This is a genomic window from Lentzea sp. (assembly GCF_035525475.1).
GTDB lineage: Bacteria > Actinomycetota > Actinomycetes > Mycobacteriales > Pseudonocardiaceae > Lentzea.
This window is the reverse complement of record NZ_DATLEC010000002.1, coordinates 1-18,354: the sequence shown is the minus strand read 5'-3', so window position 1 is coordinate 18,354 and position 18,354 is coordinate 1. Positions and strand designations below refer to the sequence as shown.

The window sequence follows — 18,354 nt, the reverse complement described above, 5'->3', positions numbered from 1 at the left end:
GGACGATCAGGGACCGAAGCGCGACGTCACCTCAGAACGCCTGGAACACGCTCCGCCAGCCGCCGACGACCGGCAGCTCCACCGATGTGCGGGTCAGGTCCAGCGACAGGCCGGCGCCCGGCCGCGGGCGCAGGGTGTAGTCGTAGTCGCTGGAGATCAGCACGAACTCGAGCCGGTGCCCCGCCTGCAGGACGTAGTCGTCGGGCACGATCGGCACGTCGACGTCGTAGAACTTGCCGGGCTTGATCGGCGACGTCCTGTCCGGCCGTTCCCTGTTCTGCGGGTCGGTCGAGCCGCGCGTGATGACGTGCGACGTGCCGTCCGCGGCCCGGTCGACCAGGAGCGTCGTCACGTTGGCGGCAGGGCGGTCGAACGCGATCCGCAGGTGCGCGGTCGACTTCCCGGACAGCCGCACCGGCTTCTGCGCCGGTTCCGAGGCGTAGGAGAGGCGGTTCGGCGACGTCGGCTGGTCGATCAACGACTCAGCCGTCTTCGTCGCGTCGTCGGTCAGCTTTTCCACGCCGCGGCCGGGCAGGACTCCGAGCCCGCCCTTGGCCGATCCGCCCGCGGACAGGCGCAGCCGCACGTCGGACGTGCCGGGAGCCGGCCAGTCTTTCTCGTCGACCCACGTCTTGTCCTCGCGCTGCAGCGTCGCCTTCGGCTCCTTGTCGACGCCGTTGCGATGACCCCACAGGTACTGGGTGAACCAGCGGTTCAGCGTGCGCCGCCACTCGGCCGACCGCAGTGTGTCGGGGTCCGTGTGCCCGGACTGGTGCAGCCAGATCTTGTGCGGCACACCGACCTTCTTCAACGCCGAGTACCACTGCTCGACGTGCGTCATCTTGACGTTCGAGTCGTTGAGCCCGTGGACGGCGAGCACGGCCGCGCGGACCTTGCGGACGTCGTTGAGGTAGTTCCGGTCGTCCCAGAACTTGTTGTAGTCGCCGGTGATCCGGTCCTGGTCCTTCGCGATCTCCGCGAGGACCGGCTTGCAGATCTCCCTGTCCGCGCGCGTGTAGACGTACTCGGCGAGCACGTCGGCGTCCTCGCCCTGGAACGTGCCGGGGGCGACGACGGCGCCGTCCGCGCGGTAGTAGTCGTACCAGCTGGAGATCGCGGCGATCGGCACGATGGCCTCAAGGCCGCGCACGCCCGTGGAAGCGACGGCGTTGGGGAGCGTTCCGTTGTAGGAGACGCCCATCATGCCGGTCTTGCCCGTCGACCAAGTCGCCTTGATCGCTTCGCCCGTCGCGGTGCGCGCCGACGCACGACCGTTGAGCCAGTCGACGACGACACGCGCGCCGATCGTCTCGTTGACGTCACCCGTCGTCGGGCAGCCCGTCGACTTGCCGGTGCCGAGCGATTCGGCGTAGACGACCGCGTATCCGCGTGCGATGAAGTAGGCCTCGTAGCGGCCCGACGTGATCGGGTTCGGGCCCAGAGCGGCGGTGACGCGTTCGTCGGAAGTGGACTTCAGCAAACGGCCGTTGCGCTTGTCCGGCACGTACAGCTCGACGTCGACGTTGTGGTTGGCGACGTCGTTGCCGCCCGAGAAGTAGGGGCTGACCATGTAGACGACGGGCACTTTGAGGCCGCGTTCCGTGGCACGCGGCCGGACGACCTCGGTGTAGACCTCGTCGTCCTTGCCGTCGCGGTCGCTGTCGACCGGCGCGCGGACCCAGAGGCTCTCCTTCACCACGTCCTTCGGGTCGAAGACGGATTGCGCCTCACCATCCTGGAACACCGGCCCTTCCGCGGCCTGGGCCGTCGTGGGCAGGAATGGCAGAACTAGCACCGCTGTCAGCAGTGCGACTCTTCGTGCGCCCCTCACGAGGCACCCCCAATGCGGAAGCCGGGGACAGGGATTCGACCTGCACCCTCTCCCCTGACTGCAAGACATGTCACCCGTCGAACGGCCCTTGACCTGAGAGCATGGGCCGTGCACATTTCCGACTTCGTCCGCGCCTTGCCGAAGGCCGAGCTGCACGTCCACCTCGTGGGCGCGGCTTCCGCCGACACCGTCCTCGCACTCGCCCGCAACCACCCCGGCGGGCCCGTGCCGACCGACGAGGAAGCGCTGCGGGAGTTCTACGAGTTCACGGACTTCAAGCACTTCATCACCGCGTACGGCTTGGTCAGCGACCTCGTCACCACCGGCGAGGACGTCCGCACCCTGATCGTCGGCTACGCCCGTGACGCCGCGCGCACCAACATCCGCTACGCGGAGCTGACGATCAGCGCGACGAGCCACCTGCGGGCCGGCATCCCGCCCGAGGAGCTCGTCGAGGCGTTGGCGGCGGCCCGTGAGGAAGCGCTCGCGGTGCACGGTGTGACGTTGCAGTGGATCTTCGACGTGCCCGGGATCTGGGACCACGACTGGGGCATGACGAGTGCGCGGTTCGCGGCGGACCACCGGCCGGAGGGTCTGGTCGGGTTCGGGCTGGGCGGCTTCGAGTCGGACGCGCCCCGGGCGAAGTTCCGCGAGGCGTTCGCGATGGCGCGCGACGCCGGGTTGCACATGGTGCCGCATGCCGGTGAGACGACGCCGCCGAGCGAGATCTGGGCGGCGGTGCGCGACCTGCGGGCGGAACGCATCGGGCACGGCGTCAGCGCGGTGCGGGATCCGGAGTTGCTGCGGCACCTCGCTGACGAGGGTGTCGTCGTCGAGGTCTGTCCGACGTCGAACATCCGCACGGGCGCGGTGTCGTCGCTGGACGAGCACCCGTTGCCGCGGCTCGTGGAGGCGGGAGTGCCGGTGACCATCAGCACCGACGACCCCGGCATGTTCCACACCGATCTCGACCGCGAGTACCTGCTGTGCCATGAGCGGTTCGGGTTCGGGCGGGACGACCTCGCCGGTCTCGCACGGGCCGCGGTGCGCGCGTCGTACGCACCGGCCGAGTTGAAGGACCAGTTGTTGAAGGAGATCGACGCGCTGTGAGTGGTGTGTGCGTGGTGACGACGACTGTCGACTCCGCCGAGGCCGCGGATACGTTGGCGAAGAACGTCGTCGAGGCACGCCTTGGCGCGTGTGTGCAGATCGTGCCGATTCGCAGCGTCTACCGGTGGGACGGCGAGGTGCACGTCGACGCGGAATGGCAGTGCGTCGTGAAGACGTCCGCCATCCGCGTCGACGAACTCGTCGCGCACATCAAGGCGCATCACACCTATGACGTGCCCGAGATCGTCGTCACCTCCGTGGCCGGGGCAACAACGACTACCTCGCATGGGTCTCAGAGGAGACCTCGTAGGTGACGGGGCAACGGCTCGGTGTGCAGGATGCCGAGTCGTTGCGTCGCCCTCGTCAGCGCCACGTACAGCTCACTGGGTGACATGCGTTGCGGTTCGACAACGAGGACGACGTCGAACTCCAGCCCTTTCGACGCGCGCGGCGGCATCCAGCCGTCGCCGATGACGGCGATCGTGCGGCCGTCGCGTTTGGCGGCGTGCGCGTCGAGCTCGGCGCGCACGGCAGCCGATATATCAGTCACACGGCGGGCCCACGGGCGTGCGCCGGTCCTGCGCACTGACACCGGCGCCGACGCGTCGGGGTCGACGAGCTTCAGGACCGGGATCGCGACCGCCATGATCTCGCCGGGCGTGCGGTAGTTGACCTCGAGGCAGCGGTAGGCGAACCGGTCGAACACCGAACCCCAGCTCCGGACGCCACCCGCCGACTGGCGCTGGGCCAGGTCACCGACAACGGTCATGGACCTGTTGGGACACCTCCGCAGCAGCACGCGCCAGTCCATTGCAGACAGCTCTTGCGCCTCGTCGACGACGACGTGCCCGTACGTCCAAGTGCGGTCTTCGGCGGCGCGCTCGGCGAGAGAACGGTGATCGCGCACCTCGTGGCGTGTGACCAGCACCTCGGCGTTGACGAAGTCGGTGACGATGTACTCGTCGGAGTCGGCGCGCCTGTCGATGGACAGGACGTCCATGACGCCGCGGGCGTACTCGAGCTGTTCCTCTTCCTCCCGCTTGGCCGCCCGTTCCGCCGAGCCGTCGGAACCGAGCAGGTCGGCGAGCTCGTCGAGCAACGGCATGTCGGACACCGTCCACGCGTCGGCGTCCTCGCGATACAGCTCCGGCGCGCCGATCCGGAAGCAGCGGCCCCCGTACAGGTCGGCGAGCAGTTGTTCCGGGGTGAGCAGCGGCCAAAGCCTGTCGACGGCGGCGCGCACTTCGGAGCTGTGGCGGAGCTCGTGGCGCACGTCCTCCTCGATCTCCGGCCAGTCGACGCCGATCAGCCGCATCGCCGGTGCGACGAGCTCCTCGGCCAGCGCGAGGAAGAAGTACTTGCGGGCGGCGTTGTGCGGCAGGTCGTAGTAGCGCGTCTTCTCCCGCGCGACGGCGGCGATGTGCGCGTCGAGCGGGACGACGACGTCCTCCAGTTCGATCTCGATGGGCTCGTCGGGGAGCTCCTGCCTGTCGGCGACGGCGACGGCGAGCAGGTCCAGAACCGAGAGATCGCCCTTGATCCGTTGCAACGACGGGCTGTCCTCGACGTCGGTGACGACACCGGGGTAGAGCTCGCCGGGCGTCGCGAACACGACGTCGGTCTCCCCGAGCGACGGCAGGACGTCGCCGACGTAGCGCAGGAAGCCGGTGTTCGGACCGACGATCAGCACACCGTGCCGCGACAGGCGTTCACGACGCGTGTACAGCAGGTATGCCACGCGGTGCAGTGCCACCGCGGTCTTGCCGGTACCGGGACCGCCCTCGATCACCAGGACGCCGGGGCCCGAGTAGCGGATGATCTCGTCCTGCTCGGCCTGGATAGTCGACACGATGTCGCGCATCGTCGCCGTGCGCGGTGCGTTGAGAGCGTCGAGAAGTGCGGTCGTGTCTGTCAGCAGTTCGTCGTCGTGGAAGTCGCGCAATTCCCTGTCACGGACGCGGAAGTGCCGGCGCAGGACGACGCCTTCCGGGTTCGCGGCGGTCGCCGTGTAGAACGGCCGCGCGGCCGGTGCACGCCAGTCGAGCAACAACGGTTCGACGTCGTCGTCGAACAGTCCGACGCGTCCGATGTAGGTGCAGTCGCCTCTCTCCGAGTCGATGCGGCCGAAGCACAACCCCTCCTCCGCCGCGCGGTACTTCCCGACCTGCCTGGTCAGCATCTCGACGGCGGCTTCGCGGTCCAGCCTCTGGGTGGTGGTGTCCCGCAGCGCGGCCGCTAGGTCTGCGGCCGCTTTGTTCCGTTCCTGATCGAGCTTTTCATACAGAGCGGTGATCCGTTCCTGTTCGCTCGCCAACACCTTGCCCCCTGTGATACAATCAATCCGTCTTCCCGGAAAATTCATTCCGAAAACACAAAGCCATTCTTTCTATCACGATCTCGTCGTGCGCGGAACCCTGAACGCGGTCCGCACCGGGATCACCCAGCCCGCACCTCTCATGCGCCTGAGCTGGCACAACACCTCCGCCGCTACATCACCACGGTCAGGTCTGGGAACACGACCGGCTGTCGCACTCGATCCGCCGGAGCAGTACTCGCCCGGCCTCCCAGCAATTCGTCGCACACCGCAGCTGAAATGTAAGATCGGCGATGTCGTGCGCACTGCGGGAGACGCCGGAATGGACGTGGTCGAAGCATGAAGCTGGTCATCCTGGGTGGCGGTGGCTTCCGCGTGCCACTGGTGTACCGCGCGCTGCTCGCTGACAGGTCGCCCGGCCGCGTCACCGAGGTCGTACTGCACGACCTCGACGCTTCCCGGCTCGCGGCCGTGGGCGGCGTCCTCGCCGAGCTCGTGGCCAACGTGCCGGACGCGCCAGCCGTGACGACTTCGACCAACCTCGACGAGGCGGTGCGGGGAGCGGACTTCGTGTTCTCGGCGATCCGCGTCGGCGGGCTCGACGGGCGCGCGGCCGACGAGACCGTCGCGGCGGGATGCGGGGTGCTCGGACAGGAGACGGTCGGGGCTGGCGGCGTCGCCTACGGGCTGCGCACCGTTCCCGTCGCGCTCGACATCGCGCGTCGTGTATCAGTGCACGCGCCGGATGCGTGGGTCATCAACTTCACCAACCCCGCGGGCATGGTCACCGAGGCGATGTCGGCGCACCTCGGCAACCGCGTGATCGGTATCTGCGACTCCCCCGTCGGGCTCGGCAGGCGGGTCGCGCGTGCCGCGGGCGTGAGTCTCGAGGACGTGTGGCTCGACTACGCCGGGCTCAACCACCTGGGCTGGCTGCGCGGTGTTCACGTACGCGGGCATGACGTGCTGCCGGGGCTGCTCGCTGACACCGAGCAACTGGAGTCGTTCGAGGAGGGCAAGCTCTTCGGCGCCGAGTGGCTGCGCGCGTTGGGCGCCATCCCGAACGAGTACCTGCACTACTACTACTTCACGCGTGAGGCAGTGGCGGCCGGTGCGTCGCGCGGGGCTTTCCTGTTGGAGCAGCAGAAACGGTTCTACGCCGCGCCGTCGTTGGAGAGCTGGGAGCGGACGCGCCTCGAACGCGAGCAGACCTACATGGCCGAGACGCGCGATGAGGAACGAGACGCCGACGACCTCGACGGCGGTGGTTATGACCAGGTCGCGCTCGAGCTGATGCACGCCATCGCGTCCGACAAGCAGGCCACCCTGATCCTCAACGTTCCGAACCGGACGACGTTGACGTGTCTGGACGCCGACGCCGTCGTCGAGGTGCCGAGCCTGGTCGACGCCAACGGCGCGCGGCCTGTCGCGGTCAGCCAGGTGCCTGACGAGGGCGTCGGACTCGTCACCTCGTTGAAGGCCGTCGAGCGCGCCACCATCAAGGCCGCGATCAGTGGCGAGCGCGCGCATGCGGTGAAGGCGCTCGCACTGCATCCACTGGTGGACTCCGTCACCGTCGCCCGCAAGATCGTCGACACCCACCCGTTCCTGTTCGGCGGGGAGCGGGCGCCGAATATCGGGTGAAACGAGGCGGTGCCCGCGCTAGCGTCCGATGCCGTGGACACCGACTTACTGCGGCAGCTCAACGGCGACATCTGGCTTCCGTTCCGGCTGTCCTACTCGCGGCTGGACGCACCGGCGTTCCTCGCGCTGCACGCGCCGGAGCTCGTCCGCGCCGGCGGACCGACCAAGCAGATGATCGGGTTCGCGGAGTACTCGGACCAGATCGAGAAGTGGTTCGCCGAGCTCGCCGACCGCGGTAGCTCCGTGGCCATCTCGTTCCGGTTCATCGAGCGCATCGTGGCCAACGACCTCGCGAGCGAACGCGGTCTCTTCCAGATCGTGGCGACGCGAGCGGACGGTGACCAACGCACGTTCTACGGTCGCTTCCATACATATGCGCGACGCACCGACGGACGGTGGCGCATCTGCGTCGACTACGACACCAACGAGCGATCGGCCACGCTGGAGGAGGATTTCCTCGCGGGTGCCGAGGTCGATGACGTCGATGCGTTCGCCGCGTGACCAGGGTCTAGTGCCGAGTGGTGGTGTTCTTAACTACGCTCGTCCGCAAATGGACACCACCACCTCTCGCCGCGTGCCGCTCGTCGTGGGTATCGCCGTGCTCGTGCTGCTGCTGGACCAGGCCACGAAGTTCTGGGCCGAGAGCGCGTTGACCGGCCGCGCGCCCATCCCCGTGATCGGGGATTTCCTGCAGCTCAGGCTCCTCTACAACCCCGGTGCCGCGTTCTCGATCGGCGCGGGGTCGACGTGGATCTTCACCATCGTCGCGGCCGTCGCCGTCGTGATGCTCGCGCGGTACGGCCTGCAGCCGCAGACGAGGCTGCGGGCGGCGGCGCTCGCGTTGATGCTGGGCGGCGCGACGACGCACCTGCTCGACCGGCTGTTCCGGCCGCCGGGTTTCGCGCGCGGGCACGTCGTCGACTTCATCGACTACAACGGCTGGTTCGTCGGCAACGTCGCGGACATCGCGCTGGTCTGCGGCGCGATCCTGCTCGTGCTGCTGAGCTTCACCCCGACGAAACAGCCTGCCGCGTGAGCGTGTCGGCGCGACGGGTCGTCTCGGGCAGCCGGTAGCGCGGGGCGAGGCGCAGCACCTCGGCGCACGCCCGGTTCAGGTCGATCTTGTGGCCGACCGACACGAAGACGGGCTTCACGCCGTCCTGCGTTCGCAGTGCCTTTCCGACGACCTCGTCGTCCATGACGAGGTCGCTCGTCGACCCGCGTTCCTCGCCGGGTTGCTCGAACGTGCCCATCGCGTTCTTGGCGACGCCGATGCTCGGGATGCCGGTGTGCACACCGAGGTGGCACGCCAGACCGAACCGGCGCGGGTGCGCGAGGCCCTGACCGTCCGCGACCAACAGGTCCGGTGCGACGGTCACCTGATCGAGAGCGCGGAGCAGCACCGGCATCTCCCGGAATGCGAAGAGCCCGGCGATGTAGGGGAAGTCCGTCTTGTCCTCGACGACGACCTCGTCGAGGACGACCAGCGTCTTTGCATCTAGTACCACGCAAACGCCCGCAACTGTGTCGTTGCTACGGTAGCCGACGTCGAGGCCTGCGACGGTGTCTATGCGCAGGTCAGAGGGACTAGTGGTGATCACCCGCGTGCGCAGGCGCTCTTGCATTGCAACGGCGTCGTCAACCGTTCTTGGCCACTCCACGGGCGACAGTGTGCCGTGACGCGTCGTAGTGGGCCGCGAGGAGGTCGTCGCCGAAGTCACCCGAATGGCGACGCCAGACGGTGTGGATGTGGTTGGCCTCGTTGGCCGTGTTGTCGTACTCGATGAGCAGTTCCGCGCCCTGGACGCGGTAGTAGTGGCCCTCTCCTCGGCGGAGCGAGCCTTCCCACGAGAAGTGGAGGCGGTCTGGGTCGATCTGCGCGAACTCCTCGTCGGCCAGCTCGAACGCGAGCCGGTCGAGGTAGAAGCGGACGAGGTCGATCAGCAACTCACCGGCGGGCTTGCTCAGCCGCGCCGGCGTCACACCGATCGGGTCGGACGGGCTGATGCGCGGGGAGTTGCTGGTGCGGATGTCGTGGGGCGCGGTGTCTGACACGACGGCGAGGCGGCGTGCGGTCGGGCCCATGCGGTCCAGGAGTTCGCGGGCGAGCTCTTCCTCCAGGCGCAACGGCTGTCCTACTACGTGGCCTCGGTAGGTGACGCGGGCCGGATTCGCGCCGAGGAAGAACGGTGTCGCCGAGACGCGGCCGTCGGCGACGACGACGTTCACCGACAGGTGATGGCCTTCGATCCGCCAGCCCCATGGTTCATCGCTGCCGGGGGTGCCGAAGAGGATCGTCCAGAAGTCGCCGCTGTGGCGGTCGCGGTGTCCGCCCTCGCGGTGGTCGAGGACGTCCTCCAATGCCATGACCGCCGCGGCCTGCGCGTAGGCGTGTGGGCTGAGCACCGTCGCGAGCATGCCGTGGACCGCTTTGCGTTGTTCGCGCCGGAGGTCGCCGAGCACCAGGCCGGGTCGTGAACCGGGTGTGTATGCCCAGCGGTGCCTCAGGTCGTCGTCGGTGACCGCGCGGATCCCGTGTTCGCGCTGGTCAACGTCGAGCGAGCTGATATATCGGCGCGTGGCGTCGGCGACGTCGTGCAGCATCGTTCGAACTTATAGGCCCTGCGGGTGTGCGGCACAGGTAGCGGTTCTGCGGCGCGCGATCCTCGACGTCCATGCGTCTGCTTTGCAACAGGACGTTTGCGGTCGACGACAAACGTCCTGTTGCAAAGGAGTGGGGTGCAAGAGTGGCGGCCGGTTAGCCGATATATCAGTTGAGGTCAGGCGTGACAGGCGATCGGGCCGCCGTGGAGCTCCGTCATGTCCGTCCACACGCGGACTAGTTCGAGGCGTTCGGACAGGGGCTTGCCGTCGAGCTCGTGGTAGGCGCGGTGGAGGTTGCCGACCAGGCGCTCGGACTCCTGCCACGACGAGAAGCGCGACTCCCCCGCCTCGCGGACGACCTGCATCGGGGTCTTGCCGGCGGCGTGGCCGGTCGCGGCCAGTTCGGAGAGGTACGTCGTGTAGGCGACGAGGTCGTCGAGGACGCGGGTGATCTCCTCGCCGCGCAGCAGCGGGCCGTGGCCGGGGACCAGGACCTCGGCGTCGAACGAGCGCAGGAACTCGAGCGCCGACAGGTAGCCCTGGACGCTGCCCTCGGCGAGGAACGGCTGGCCGCCCGCGAAGACCAGGTCGCCGGTGAACAGGACGCGGTCGGCCGGCAGCCACACGACGGTGTCGCCGCGGGTGTGCGCCGGGCCGGGGTGGTGCAGCTCGACCACTCGGGTGCCGAGGTGCAGCGTCAGGGACGAGGTGTAGGTCAGCGACGGCGGGCGGACCTCGAGGTGACCGTAGTCCGGGCCCGCCAGCACCTGGGAGGCGATCAGGCCGGCTGCCAGGACCTCTTCGCGGCAGGCGTCGTGGCCGATGATCGTGGTCGACGGCGGGAGGAGCCAGTTGCCGAAGGTGTGGTCGCCGTGGTGGTGGGTGTTGACCACATAACGAGGGTCGGACGCGTTCACCGACGCCACCGAGGCGAACAACGCGCGGTTGCGCGCCTCGGTGGACGTGGTGTCCACGAGCAGCAGCGAGTCGTCGTCGCCGACGACCACGCCGGTGTTGTTGATCATCCAGGACCCGTCGGGCTGGATGTAGGCGTGGACGCCGGGAGCCACTGACACCAGTTCGGGCCGGTCCGAGGAGGAAATCACCCGATCAAGCGTAGTGAGGCCGGGTCAGCCCTGGGCGATGTAGGCCTGCAGCTGCTCGTGGGTCTTTTCGAGCTGTCCGATCCGGCTCTTCACCACGTCGCCGATGCTGACGATGCCGACCAGTTGCCCGTCGGACATCACGGGCACGTGCCGGAAGCGCCGTTCGGTCATGACGACCGTGAGGTCGTCCACGGTGTCCGTGGGCGAGCAGGTGTAGACGTCGACGGTCATGATCGACGAGACCGGGGCGGACAACAGGTCCGCGCCCGTCTCGTGCAGGTGGCGGACGACGTCGCGCTCCGACACGATGCCCGTCACGCCGGACGGGCCCACGACGACGATCGCGCCGACGTTGTGGTCGGCCAGCGTTCTGAGCAACTCGGACACCGATCGGTCCTGGTCGATCGTCGCGACCGCCGATCCCTTGGCCCGCACAACGTCAGCAATCCTCATCTGGCGCCTCCGATCCGGTCGGTCCGGTAGGCAACTCAGGCTAGATCGGATCCGGACAGAACGGGAGGTCGTGCCCCCAAGAGAGCAGGGGACGCGCTCGAATGACCGAACGCGTCCCCCGCGGTGTCGCGCCTGGTTCGGCGTCGGCTACGCGGTTCCCCCGCGGCGACGGGTCGCGAACTGGCGCGGCTGGACCATCGGCGCACGCTGCTGCGGCAGCGGGAAGTGCGGGTTCTGGTCCTGCTTGCCGCGCTTCTGCGCGCGGCGTGCGGCGCGGTTGCCCGGCTCGGGCGGAGTGGTGGCAGGCATGCGAAAGCCTCCTCGTGACGAGGGCGTGCAAAGAACACGGCGAAGACGACGGCCGTGAGAGAAGGACCCGCGGAAGGGTCACCACACGCGACAGAGGGTCGCGAAGCGAGCGTCAAGAGCGCTGCGGGGCTTCATCAGCTGAAGTACATGGCCGCAACGCTAGCGACGTCGTCGTGTCACGCCAACCGAATTAACCGCGAGCCCGGGCCGCCGCCGCTCCGGCGCCGAGCATCACCAGGACGATCGTCACCATCGCCCACTTGCGCGACTTGGTCAGCGGCGTCGACTCGGCCTCCGGTGAGAGGTCCTCGCGCGGCTCGGACTTCTGCCGTGCCGCGCGCACCGGAACCGGTTGCGGCGCAACGGAAGGCGGCGTCGCCACCACCGGAGGCGGCGTGACGACCGGTGCGACGGCGGGGGCCTGGACGGGGACTGGCACAGGTGCGGGCGCCGGGGCGGGCGCGGGTGGCAGCGGCACCTCGGGACGGGGCGCGGGAGGGTCGACGCGGGGCGGCATCGGCTTCGGCAGGCAGCCCGCCGCGTCGATCATGCCCATCTGCTCGCCCGACGACAGCTCGACCGCGGACGTCCCGGCGATCCGGTAGACGCGGCTGCGGCCCTTGTAGCCGTTGTTGACGGCGTAGACGGTGCCCGCCGGGTCGATCACGGCGGCGCCGTACGTGGACTTGCCGGGCAGGCCGGCGATCTCGGTCCTGGCAAGCACCCGCCCGGTCGCCGGGTCGAACGTGACGACCTCGCCCGGCCCGTGGCCCGCCGCCGACACCCCGGTCAGCTTCCCGCTCACCGGGTCCGGCGCGAAGTCGTCGAGCGTGAGCGCGGGCCAGCCCAGCACGACGGTCCGCACGATCTTGAGGTAGGACGGGCTGGCCGGGTCGATGTCGATCGCGTGCAGCAGCGCGTGGTCGCGCACGTAGAACGTGGTGCCGACGACGGCGCCCGCGGACACGTCGTCGGTGCGGAACCAGTGCGCGTCAACGGGTCCGAGGTCGTTGACCGCGCCTTTCGTGTCGATCAGGACGACGTGCGACGGGTTCTTCCACCAGTGGTGGCCCCGGGAGGTCAGCCCGACCAGGCGACCGAGTGCGGACGAGTACCCCATCGCATTCACCGCGTAGTCCAGTCGAGCTATTTCTGTCACTCCACCGGATGACACGTCGAGTGCCGAGAATGTCGAAAAGTTTCCCCGATTGAGTGAACGTACTTGATAAGCGTCACAGTTCGGCGGAGCGGCATGCGCAACGGCGCTGGTGAACGGCACGGAAAGCACCACAAGGGTCGACGCGGCGCTCAACGCGAGCAAATCGCGCCGCCACCGGGATGGAGCAGCCCGATACGACAACCGGGTATTGCAGCTGTTGCCGCGCATTTCCACCTGACCGTTACTCGTCAACCAGACCGTGCTGTACCGGCCACAGTAGACCGTGGTCTAATCCCACACCAAGAAAGGAGCCGAATTGAGCATTTACCTCAGCGGCACGCTCTGGGTTCTGGGTGCCGCGATCATCTCCGCCGTGCTCGTCGTCATCACCCGCCGGTTCGGCTCGGACGAGGTGAGCGAGAAGAACCTCGCCGCGGGCGGCTCGGTGTTCAGCATCGTCGCCGGTCTGCACGCCGTGCTGACCGCGTTCATCCTGATCTCGCTCTTCGACGCCGCCAACCGCGCGGAGGAGCAGGTGCAGAAGGAGGCCAACGCGCTCGTCGCCCTCAACTGGTCGTCCGCGTCCCTGCCCGAGCCCGCGAAGTCCAGGGTGGACCAGCTCAGCCGCGACTACGTCTCGACCGTCGTGCAGGACGAGTGGCCGCGCATGCGCGAGGGCGAGAACGTCGACAACCGGGGCTGGGTCCTGTTGAACCAGCTGAAGGAGACGGTCGCGACGACCGCGCCCGAAGGCGGCTGGCAGGAGGACCGCAAGACCGAGGCCGCGAACCAGCTCTGGGACGTCTACCAGGCCAGGCAGGAGCGGCTGGACGCGGCGGACAACGGCGTCAACCCCGTCGTGTGGCTCGCGCTGGTGATCGGCACGCTGCTGTCGCTGCTCTTCCCGTTCCTGTTCGGAGGACCGAACCTGGTCTCGCAGCTGCTCTTCACGGTCACGCTGGCCTCGACGCTGGTGCTGCTGCTGTTCGCGATCTACGAACTGCAGAACCCCTACAGCGGAGGTGTGCTCATCCCGTCGGACGCTTTCAGCTCCGCACGTGACCGGCTGAGCTAACGCGAATCGGTCGCCCCGTCCGCCTCGTCGATCTCCACGTGCAGCACTTCGCCGTCGATGACCTTCGGCGACGGGTCCGTCTCCGGCAGCAGTTCCGACTGGGTGAAGTAGCGGTTCGCGAATGCGCCGACCGCGCGGGTCGAGGCGGCGTCGACGCCACCGCCGATGACGCCGCCGAGCACCGGAACGCCCTTCGCGACGATGCTGCCGAGCTTTTTCGTACCGTATTTCGTGATGAGTGCCGAGGCGGCCTTCTTGGTGAACTGCTTGATGCCGACTTTCTTGAACAGCTCGGTTCCGGCGTTGCCGAGCAGGCAGAGCAGGATGGCCGTCTGCACCTCTTCGCTGTCCACGTCGTGGCCGCGCAACGACGCGATGGACGCGATGAGGTGCGTCTGGATGACGTACGACGCCGCGATGTTGGACGGCAACGAGACTGGCAGCGTGATCAGGCCGCCGAGGTTCGTGATGAAGCCCTGCGCGCCTGCCAGCGCGACGTGGGTGCGGATGAGGTGCCTGATCGCGGAGTTCTCGTCGCCCTTCTTGGCGAGCGCGTCCGACGCGGCCTCACGGGCGCTCTTGAACGGCCCGAAGCCGTCCACACCCGCGCGCAGCAGGTAGTCGGCGATGCCCTGCTGGACCTTGCTCAGCTCACCCTTGGACTCAGCCACGCCTCCGAGATTACGCGTCCGGCACGCGCCGTGAGACCTCGACAGGCGAGTCGGCCGTGATCACCGCGCCCGTACCGCCGTCCACGGTGATCCGCTCACCGGTCCTGATCCTCGTCACGGCCTCGCGGACGCCGACGACCGCCGGAATCCCGTACTCCCTGGCCACGACGGCACCGTGCGAGTTCGCGCCGCCCATCTCCATCACCAGGCCACCTGCCGTCAGGAACAACGGCGTCCACCCCGGATCCGTCGACGGCGCCACGAGGATCTCGCCGGGTTCGAGGTGTGCGCCGACCGGGTCCATGACGACCCGCGCGATGCCGGTGACGGTGCCCGCCGACGCCGGCGTGCCGACGAGGTCGCCCTCCGCGGGAACGCCGTGGTGGACCGCTTCGGGCTCTGTCCCGTCCGACAGCAGCACGCGCGGGATGCGCCTGCGCCGCATCTCGCGGTCGTAGACCTCGCGCCGCCCGGCCACGATCGCGCGCAGATCTCCTTGCGCGGAGCGCATTTCCTCGAAGTTCAGGAAGAACACGTCGTCCGCGGCGTCGAGGCGGCCGTCGGCGGCGAGCAGGCCGCCGGCCTCCGAGATCCGCTTGCGCAGTGCGCCGAACAGCGTGATGACCAGGTACTTCGGGTACTCCCGCAGTCCGGCGAGCACTCTGGTGCGGCGCAACGCGAAGCGCACCAGCCAGCCGCGTCCCCACGCCCGCCGGGCGAGCGTCTCGATCATCGCCTCGGCTTCGGTGGCGCCGCGCGCGAACACCGCGTCGGGTTTGGCCCCGTCCCCTTCCAGGAGCAGGAAGTTCCGCACGACACCTACGACGTGCGCCGGGTCGTCGGACCACCGGGGCAGGCCGAGGTCGATCTCGGCGACGGCGCGGTGTCCCCACCTGGCGAGGAACCCGTCCAGCACGGCGGGCAGTTCCCCGTTGCGGAACTGTTCCAGCGCAACGGGATCATGGCGGATCTCCTGCGTGACACCCCACATCGCCAGATCCATCTCGGTGGTGATGTTGTTGGGCAGGCCGCGCAGCACGGTCTGCAGCTCCCCCGGCTTCGTCCTGACGACCTTGCTGACGAGGCCGAGCATCGCGAACCCGACCAACGCGGTCGGCGCGAGCCTCGGCAGCATGGGCACGACGCACTGCCGCAGCGCCTGTTCGATCGAGAGGGTCGCGGACTTCTCCAGGACCTCGCGTTCCATCCGCAACGCGTTCCGCACGGCCTTGTCCGGGTTGACCAACGCTTTCACGGCCGTCACGGGTACGTGGAACCGGCGTGCGAGCCGCAGCACCCGCTTCAGCGCGGGCATCGGCGAGGAGCTCCTGATCGCGAACCTCGGGTCGTCGAACAGGCCGCGCAACACCTCGGAGGACCTCGCCTCCATCACGCCGAGCAGGCGCGTCACGAACTCGCGGCCCACCTTGCTGCGCAACACCTTCGTGGCGTCCAGGAAGATCCGCTCACCGGCCTCCACATAGGACTTGCTGGCCGGGTCTCCGATCACGATCTCAAGGGCGGACCGGGAGATCTCGCGGAACGCCGCGCGCCCCATCGGCGTGATCGGCCGTTCGAGGCCCTGCGCGAGACTGAAGCAGAAGTACACGTGCGCGTCGCCGTCGGGGTTGTCCGGCAACGGGAACAGCGTCGTGATCGGCCGCGCCTGGGTGAGGCGCAGGTCGCCGTCGGGGTCGATCGCCCACTCGATGTCCTGCGGCGCGCCGTAGTGCCGCTGCACCTCGCGGCCGAGATCGGCGAGCGCGTGGATCTGCCCGTCGGTGAGGCACGGATCGTCGTTCTCGCCGACCTCGACGTGCTCGGTGCCGCCACCGGACAACGAACGGATGACGAACCTCTTGTCCCCCAGCCGCTTCTCGGCGATCTCACTGCCGTCGACGACGAAGTGGTCCGGGTTGACCGCGCCGGACACGACGGCCTCGCCGAGTCCGGGGCTCGCGTCGATGACGACCTGGTCGCGCTTGCCGGTGACCGGGTTCGCCGTGAACATCACGCCGGACACCGCGGACTGCACCATCCGTTGCACCACAACGGCGAGATAGGTCGTGGTGTGGTCGATTCCGTTGGTCTCGCGGTAGCTGACCGCGCGGTCGGTCCACAGCGAGGCCCAGCACCGGCGCACCGCGGCGACCACCTCGGCCTCGCCGACGACGTTGAGGAACGTGTCCTGCTGGCCTGCGAAGCTCGCGAACGGCAGGTCCTCGGCCGTCGCGCTGGACCGCACCGCGACGGGGGCGCCATCGCCGAGCCCGCGGTACCCGGTGACGATCGCGTCCCGGATCTCCTGCGGCACAGCGATTTTCAGCAACGTCCCGCGGGCGTTCTCCGGAGTGGTGCGCGCCAGCTCTTCGGCTTCGGCGACGGCGCGGTAGGCGTCCGTGGTGACGCAGAAACCCGGCGGCACCGGGAAGCCCGCCCTGGTGAGCTCGCCTAGGTTCGCGGCCTTGCCGCCCACTACCGCGAGCATCGTGCGGTCGACACCGCTGAAGTCGATGGTGAACGCCATGGTTCCCCCTCCGGGTTCCGCCTGAAGAGGAGGCTACGAGCGTTCGGCCAAAAACTCAACACGTGATGAATAAATCATGCCTCCGGGACGAACTCCCTGATCAGCGCGGCGATCACCTCGAGGTCCTCCTCCAGCGCGAAGTGGCCGGTGTCGAGCAGGTGCAGCCGGGCGTCCGGCAGGTCGCGCAGGTAGGCCTTCGCACCGGGCTCGAGGAAGAACGGGTCGCCCCTGCCCCACGTGATCAGCGTCGGCGGCTGGTGCTCACGCAGGTAGGCCTGCCACCGCGGGTACTGCGCGACGTTGGAGCGGTAGTCGAGGAAGAGGTCGATCTGGGGCTGCGGGCGCAGGTCGAGGTAGTGCTGGTCGAGCGTCCACGTGTCGGGCGAGATCGTCTCGGGGTCCCGCGCGCCTTCGAGGTAGCCGAACTTCGTGTGCTCCAGCGCGAGCAGGTCGCGGGCGGCCTGCGGGTCGCGGTTGCGGATGAAGCTCCAGGCGAGGTCGGACAGGCCGTCCTCGTAGGCGTTGCCGTTCTGGACGATCAGGCCCTTGACCCACTCGGGGTGCCGGGTCGCGACGCGGAAGCCGACGGGCGCGCCGAAGTCGAAGACGTACATCGTGAAACCGGTGAAATCGATGGCCCGCAGGAACTTCTCGACCGTGTCGGCGAGGAGGTCGAAGGTGTGAGGCCGGTCGGGCGCGTCGCTGTGACCGGAGCCGGGGTGATCGGGGGCGACGATGTGGAAGTCGCCCCTGAGCTCCTCGATGAGCCGCGCGTACTGGTGCGAGGCGGACGGGAAGCCGTGCAGGAGCAGGAGTTTGGGCTTCGCCGGGTCGCCCGCCTCCCGGTAGAAGACGGTGATGCCGTCGACGTCGACGGACCGGTACCTCGTCACATGGGTTCTTGTGGTCATGACGCATTAGGCTAATGGGTACTTCGCGTGTTGTACAGTTAGAAGGTGCTCGCGATCGACTTCGTCAACACGCTGACCTCCGAGGACGACCACTTGGGGGAGTGGTTGCATTCGCAGGGTTTGCCCTGGTCGGAGGAGGTCGTGGCGCTGCGCGGCCAGGTGGAGGCGGCGGTGCTCGCCGCGCGGGACGGCCTGGAACCGGACTTGGCGCCGTTGAACGCGGCGTTGCGCGGTGCGCCGTCGTTCGAGGTGCTGACCTGGAGCGACGGCGTCGTGGTCGCGCGGGAGCGGGAGGGTGACGAGGTCGCGCGGACGCTCGCCCTGCTGGCGGGCGCGGCGGCGGAACTGCTGGCGTCACCGGCCGTGCGGAAGGTGAAGTCGTGCGAGGGGCCGGGGTGCCGGCTGCTGTTCGTGCCCGCGCACCCGCGACGCCGGTGGTGCGATCCCGCGACGTGCGGGAACCGGGTGCGGGTGGCGCGGTACTACCAGCGGCACAAGGACTAGCGGCTCACCCAGTCCGGGAGGGGTTCGCGTTCCGCGACCCACTCCGGCGGCGGGGTCGCGATGATGCCACCGACGATCGCGGCTGTCGTGTCGACGTCACCGCCTGCTTCGACGCACGTCGTGATCGCGGCGCGGT

General features: G+C 68.6%; 18 protein-coding genes. 7 read left to right on the top strand and 11 right to left on the bottom strand.

Annotation, left to right across the window (positions count from 1 at the left end; all coding sequences use genetic code 11):
• Positions 1 to 31 precede the first annotated feature (31 nt).
• Complete coding sequence (locus VM306_RS00125; RefSeq protein ID WP_325509981.1) at positions 32 to 1,831, bottom strand: Xaa-Pro dipeptidyl-peptidase; 1,800 nt, start codon at positions 1,829 to 1,831, stop codon at positions 32 to 34.
• 108 nt (positions 1,832 to 1,939) lie between these two features.
• On the opposite strand from VM306_RS00125, the gene add reads away from it, so the two are divergent.
• Both add and cutA read left to right on the top strand, forming a co-directional pair.
• Positions 1,940 to 2,941: an adenosine deaminase gene (gene add / locus VM306_RS00120; RefSeq protein WP_325509979.1), complete on the top strand. Its 1,002-nt coding sequence runs from the start codon at positions 1,940 to 1,942 to the stop codon at positions 2,939 to 2,941.
• 14 nt (positions 2,942 to 2,955) lie between these two features.
• Positions 2,956 to 3,255, top strand: coding sequence for a divalent-cation tolerance protein CutA (gene cutA, locus VM306_RS00115; protein WP_325509977.1), 300 nt, complete (start codon positions 2,956 to 2,958; stop codon positions 3,253 to 3,255).
• Here the strand turns inward: cutA and VM306_RS00110 are convergent.
• On the bottom strand, positions 3,234 to 5,258 hold the full coding sequence (locus VM306_RS00110) for a helicase (protein ID WP_325509975.1): 2,025 nt from the start codon (positions 5,256 to 5,258) through the stop codon (positions 3,234 to 3,236). The genes cutA and VM306_RS00110 overlap by 22 nt on opposite strands.
• 336 nt (positions 5,259 to 5,594) lie before the next feature.
• Here VM306_RS00110 and VM306_RS00105 point away from each other — a divergent pair, with 336 nt between their 5' ends.
• From VM306_RS00105 to lspA, 3 genes are read left to right on the top strand one after another with little or no spacing between them, the layout of a single operon-like run.
• Positions 5,595 to 6,899 (top strand): 6-phospho-beta-glucosidase, encoded by a 1,305-nt coding sequence (locus VM306_RS00105; protein WP_325509973.1) that lies wholly within the window; start codon positions 5,595 to 5,597, stop codon positions 6,897 to 6,899.
• Between the two features lie 33 nt (positions 6,900 to 6,932).
• Positions 6,933 to 7,400, top strand: a complete 468-nt coding sequence (locus tag VM306_RS00100; protein ID WP_325509971.1) for a nuclear transport factor 2 family protein — start codon at positions 6,933 to 6,935, stop codon at positions 7,398 to 7,400.
• 49 nt (positions 7,401 to 7,449) lie between these two features.
• The gene (gene lspA / locus VM306_RS00095; protein ID WP_325509969.1) at positions 7,450 to 7,935 is read left to right on the top strand and encodes a signal peptidase II; all 486 of its coding nucleotides are present in this window, start codon (positions 7,450 to 7,452) and stop codon (positions 7,933 to 7,935) included.
• Here the strand turns inward: lspA and VM306_RS00090 are convergent.
• From VM306_RS00090 to VM306_RS00065, 6 genes are all read right to left on the bottom strand, one after another.
• Positions 7,907 to 8,524: an endonuclease V gene (locus VM306_RS00090; RefSeq protein ID WP_325509967.1), complete on the bottom strand. Its 618-nt coding sequence runs from the start codon at positions 8,522 to 8,524 to the stop codon at positions 7,907 to 7,909. The two genes, lspA and VM306_RS00090, sit on opposite strands and share 29 nt — an antisense overlap.
• 13 nt (positions 8,525 to 8,537) lie before the next feature.
• The gene (locus VM306_RS00085; protein WP_325509965.1) at positions 8,538 to 9,503 is read right to left on the bottom strand and encodes a DUF3500 domain-containing protein; all 966 of its coding nucleotides are present in this window, start codon (positions 9,501 to 9,503) and stop codon (positions 8,538 to 8,540) included.
• Positions 9,504 to 9,679: 176 nt separating this feature from the next.
• The gene (locus tag VM306_RS00080; protein WP_325509963.1) at positions 9,680 to 10,609 is read right to left on the bottom strand and encodes an MBL fold metallo-hydrolase; all 930 of its coding nucleotides are present in this window, start codon (positions 10,607 to 10,609) and stop codon (positions 9,680 to 9,682) included.
• Between the two features lie 24 nt (positions 10,610 to 10,633).
• On the bottom strand, positions 10,634 to 11,062 hold the full coding sequence (locus VM306_RS00075; protein ID WP_325509961.1) for a CBS domain-containing protein: 429 nt from the start codon (positions 11,060 to 11,062) through the stop codon (positions 10,634 to 10,636).
• 147 nt (positions 11,063 to 11,209) lie between these two features.
• Positions 11,210 to 11,371, bottom strand: coding sequence for a hypothetical protein (locus tag VM306_RS00070; RefSeq protein WP_325509959.1), 162 nt, complete (start codon positions 11,369 to 11,371; stop codon positions 11,210 to 11,212).
• Between the two features lie 190 nt (positions 11,372 to 11,561).
• Positions 11,562 to 12,758 (bottom strand): DUF6923 family protein, encoded by a 1,197-nt coding sequence (locus tag VM306_RS00065; protein WP_414672303.1) that lies wholly within the window; start codon positions 12,756 to 12,758, stop codon positions 11,562 to 11,564.
• Positions 12,759 to 12,846: 88 nt separating this feature from the next.
• On the opposite strand from VM306_RS00065, the gene VM306_RS00060 reads away from it, so the two are divergent.
• On the top strand, positions 12,847 to 13,605 hold the full coding sequence (locus VM306_RS00060) for a DUF4239 domain-containing protein (protein ID WP_325509955.1): 759 nt from the start codon (positions 12,847 to 12,849) through the stop codon (positions 13,603 to 13,605).
• Here VM306_RS00060 and VM306_RS00055 read toward each other — a convergent pair.
• The 3 genes from VM306_RS00055 to VM306_RS00045 form a co-directional block, all read right to left on the bottom strand.
• A complete protein-coding gene (locus VM306_RS00055) occupies positions 13,602 to 14,276 on the bottom strand; it encodes an EcsC family protein (RefSeq protein WP_325509953.1) in 675 nt (224 codons plus the stop codon). The genes VM306_RS00060 and VM306_RS00055 overlap by 4 nt on opposite strands.
• 10 nt (positions 14,277 to 14,286) lie before the next feature.
• Positions 14,287 to 16,803 (bottom strand): PEP/pyruvate-binding domain-containing protein, encoded by a 2,517-nt coding sequence (locus VM306_RS00050; RefSeq protein WP_325509951.1) that lies wholly within the window; start codon positions 16,801 to 16,803, stop codon positions 14,287 to 14,289.
• Positions 16,804 to 16,877: 74 nt separating this feature from the next.
• Positions 16,878 to 17,714 carry an alpha/beta hydrolase gene (locus tag VM306_RS00045; RefSeq protein ID WP_325509949.1) on the bottom strand — a complete coding sequence of 279 codons (837 nt, stop codon included), beginning with the start codon at positions 17,712 to 17,714 and terminating at the stop codon, positions 16,878 to 16,880.
• A gap of 45 nt (positions 17,715 to 17,759) precedes the next feature.
• On the opposite strand from VM306_RS00045, the gene VM306_RS00040 reads away from it, so the two are divergent.
• A complete protein-coding gene (locus VM306_RS00040; protein ID WP_325509947.1) occupies positions 17,760 to 18,218 on the top strand; it encodes a CGNR zinc finger domain-containing protein in 459 nt (152 codons plus the stop codon).
• The last annotated feature ends 136 nt before the right edge of the window (positions 18,219 to 18,354 follow it).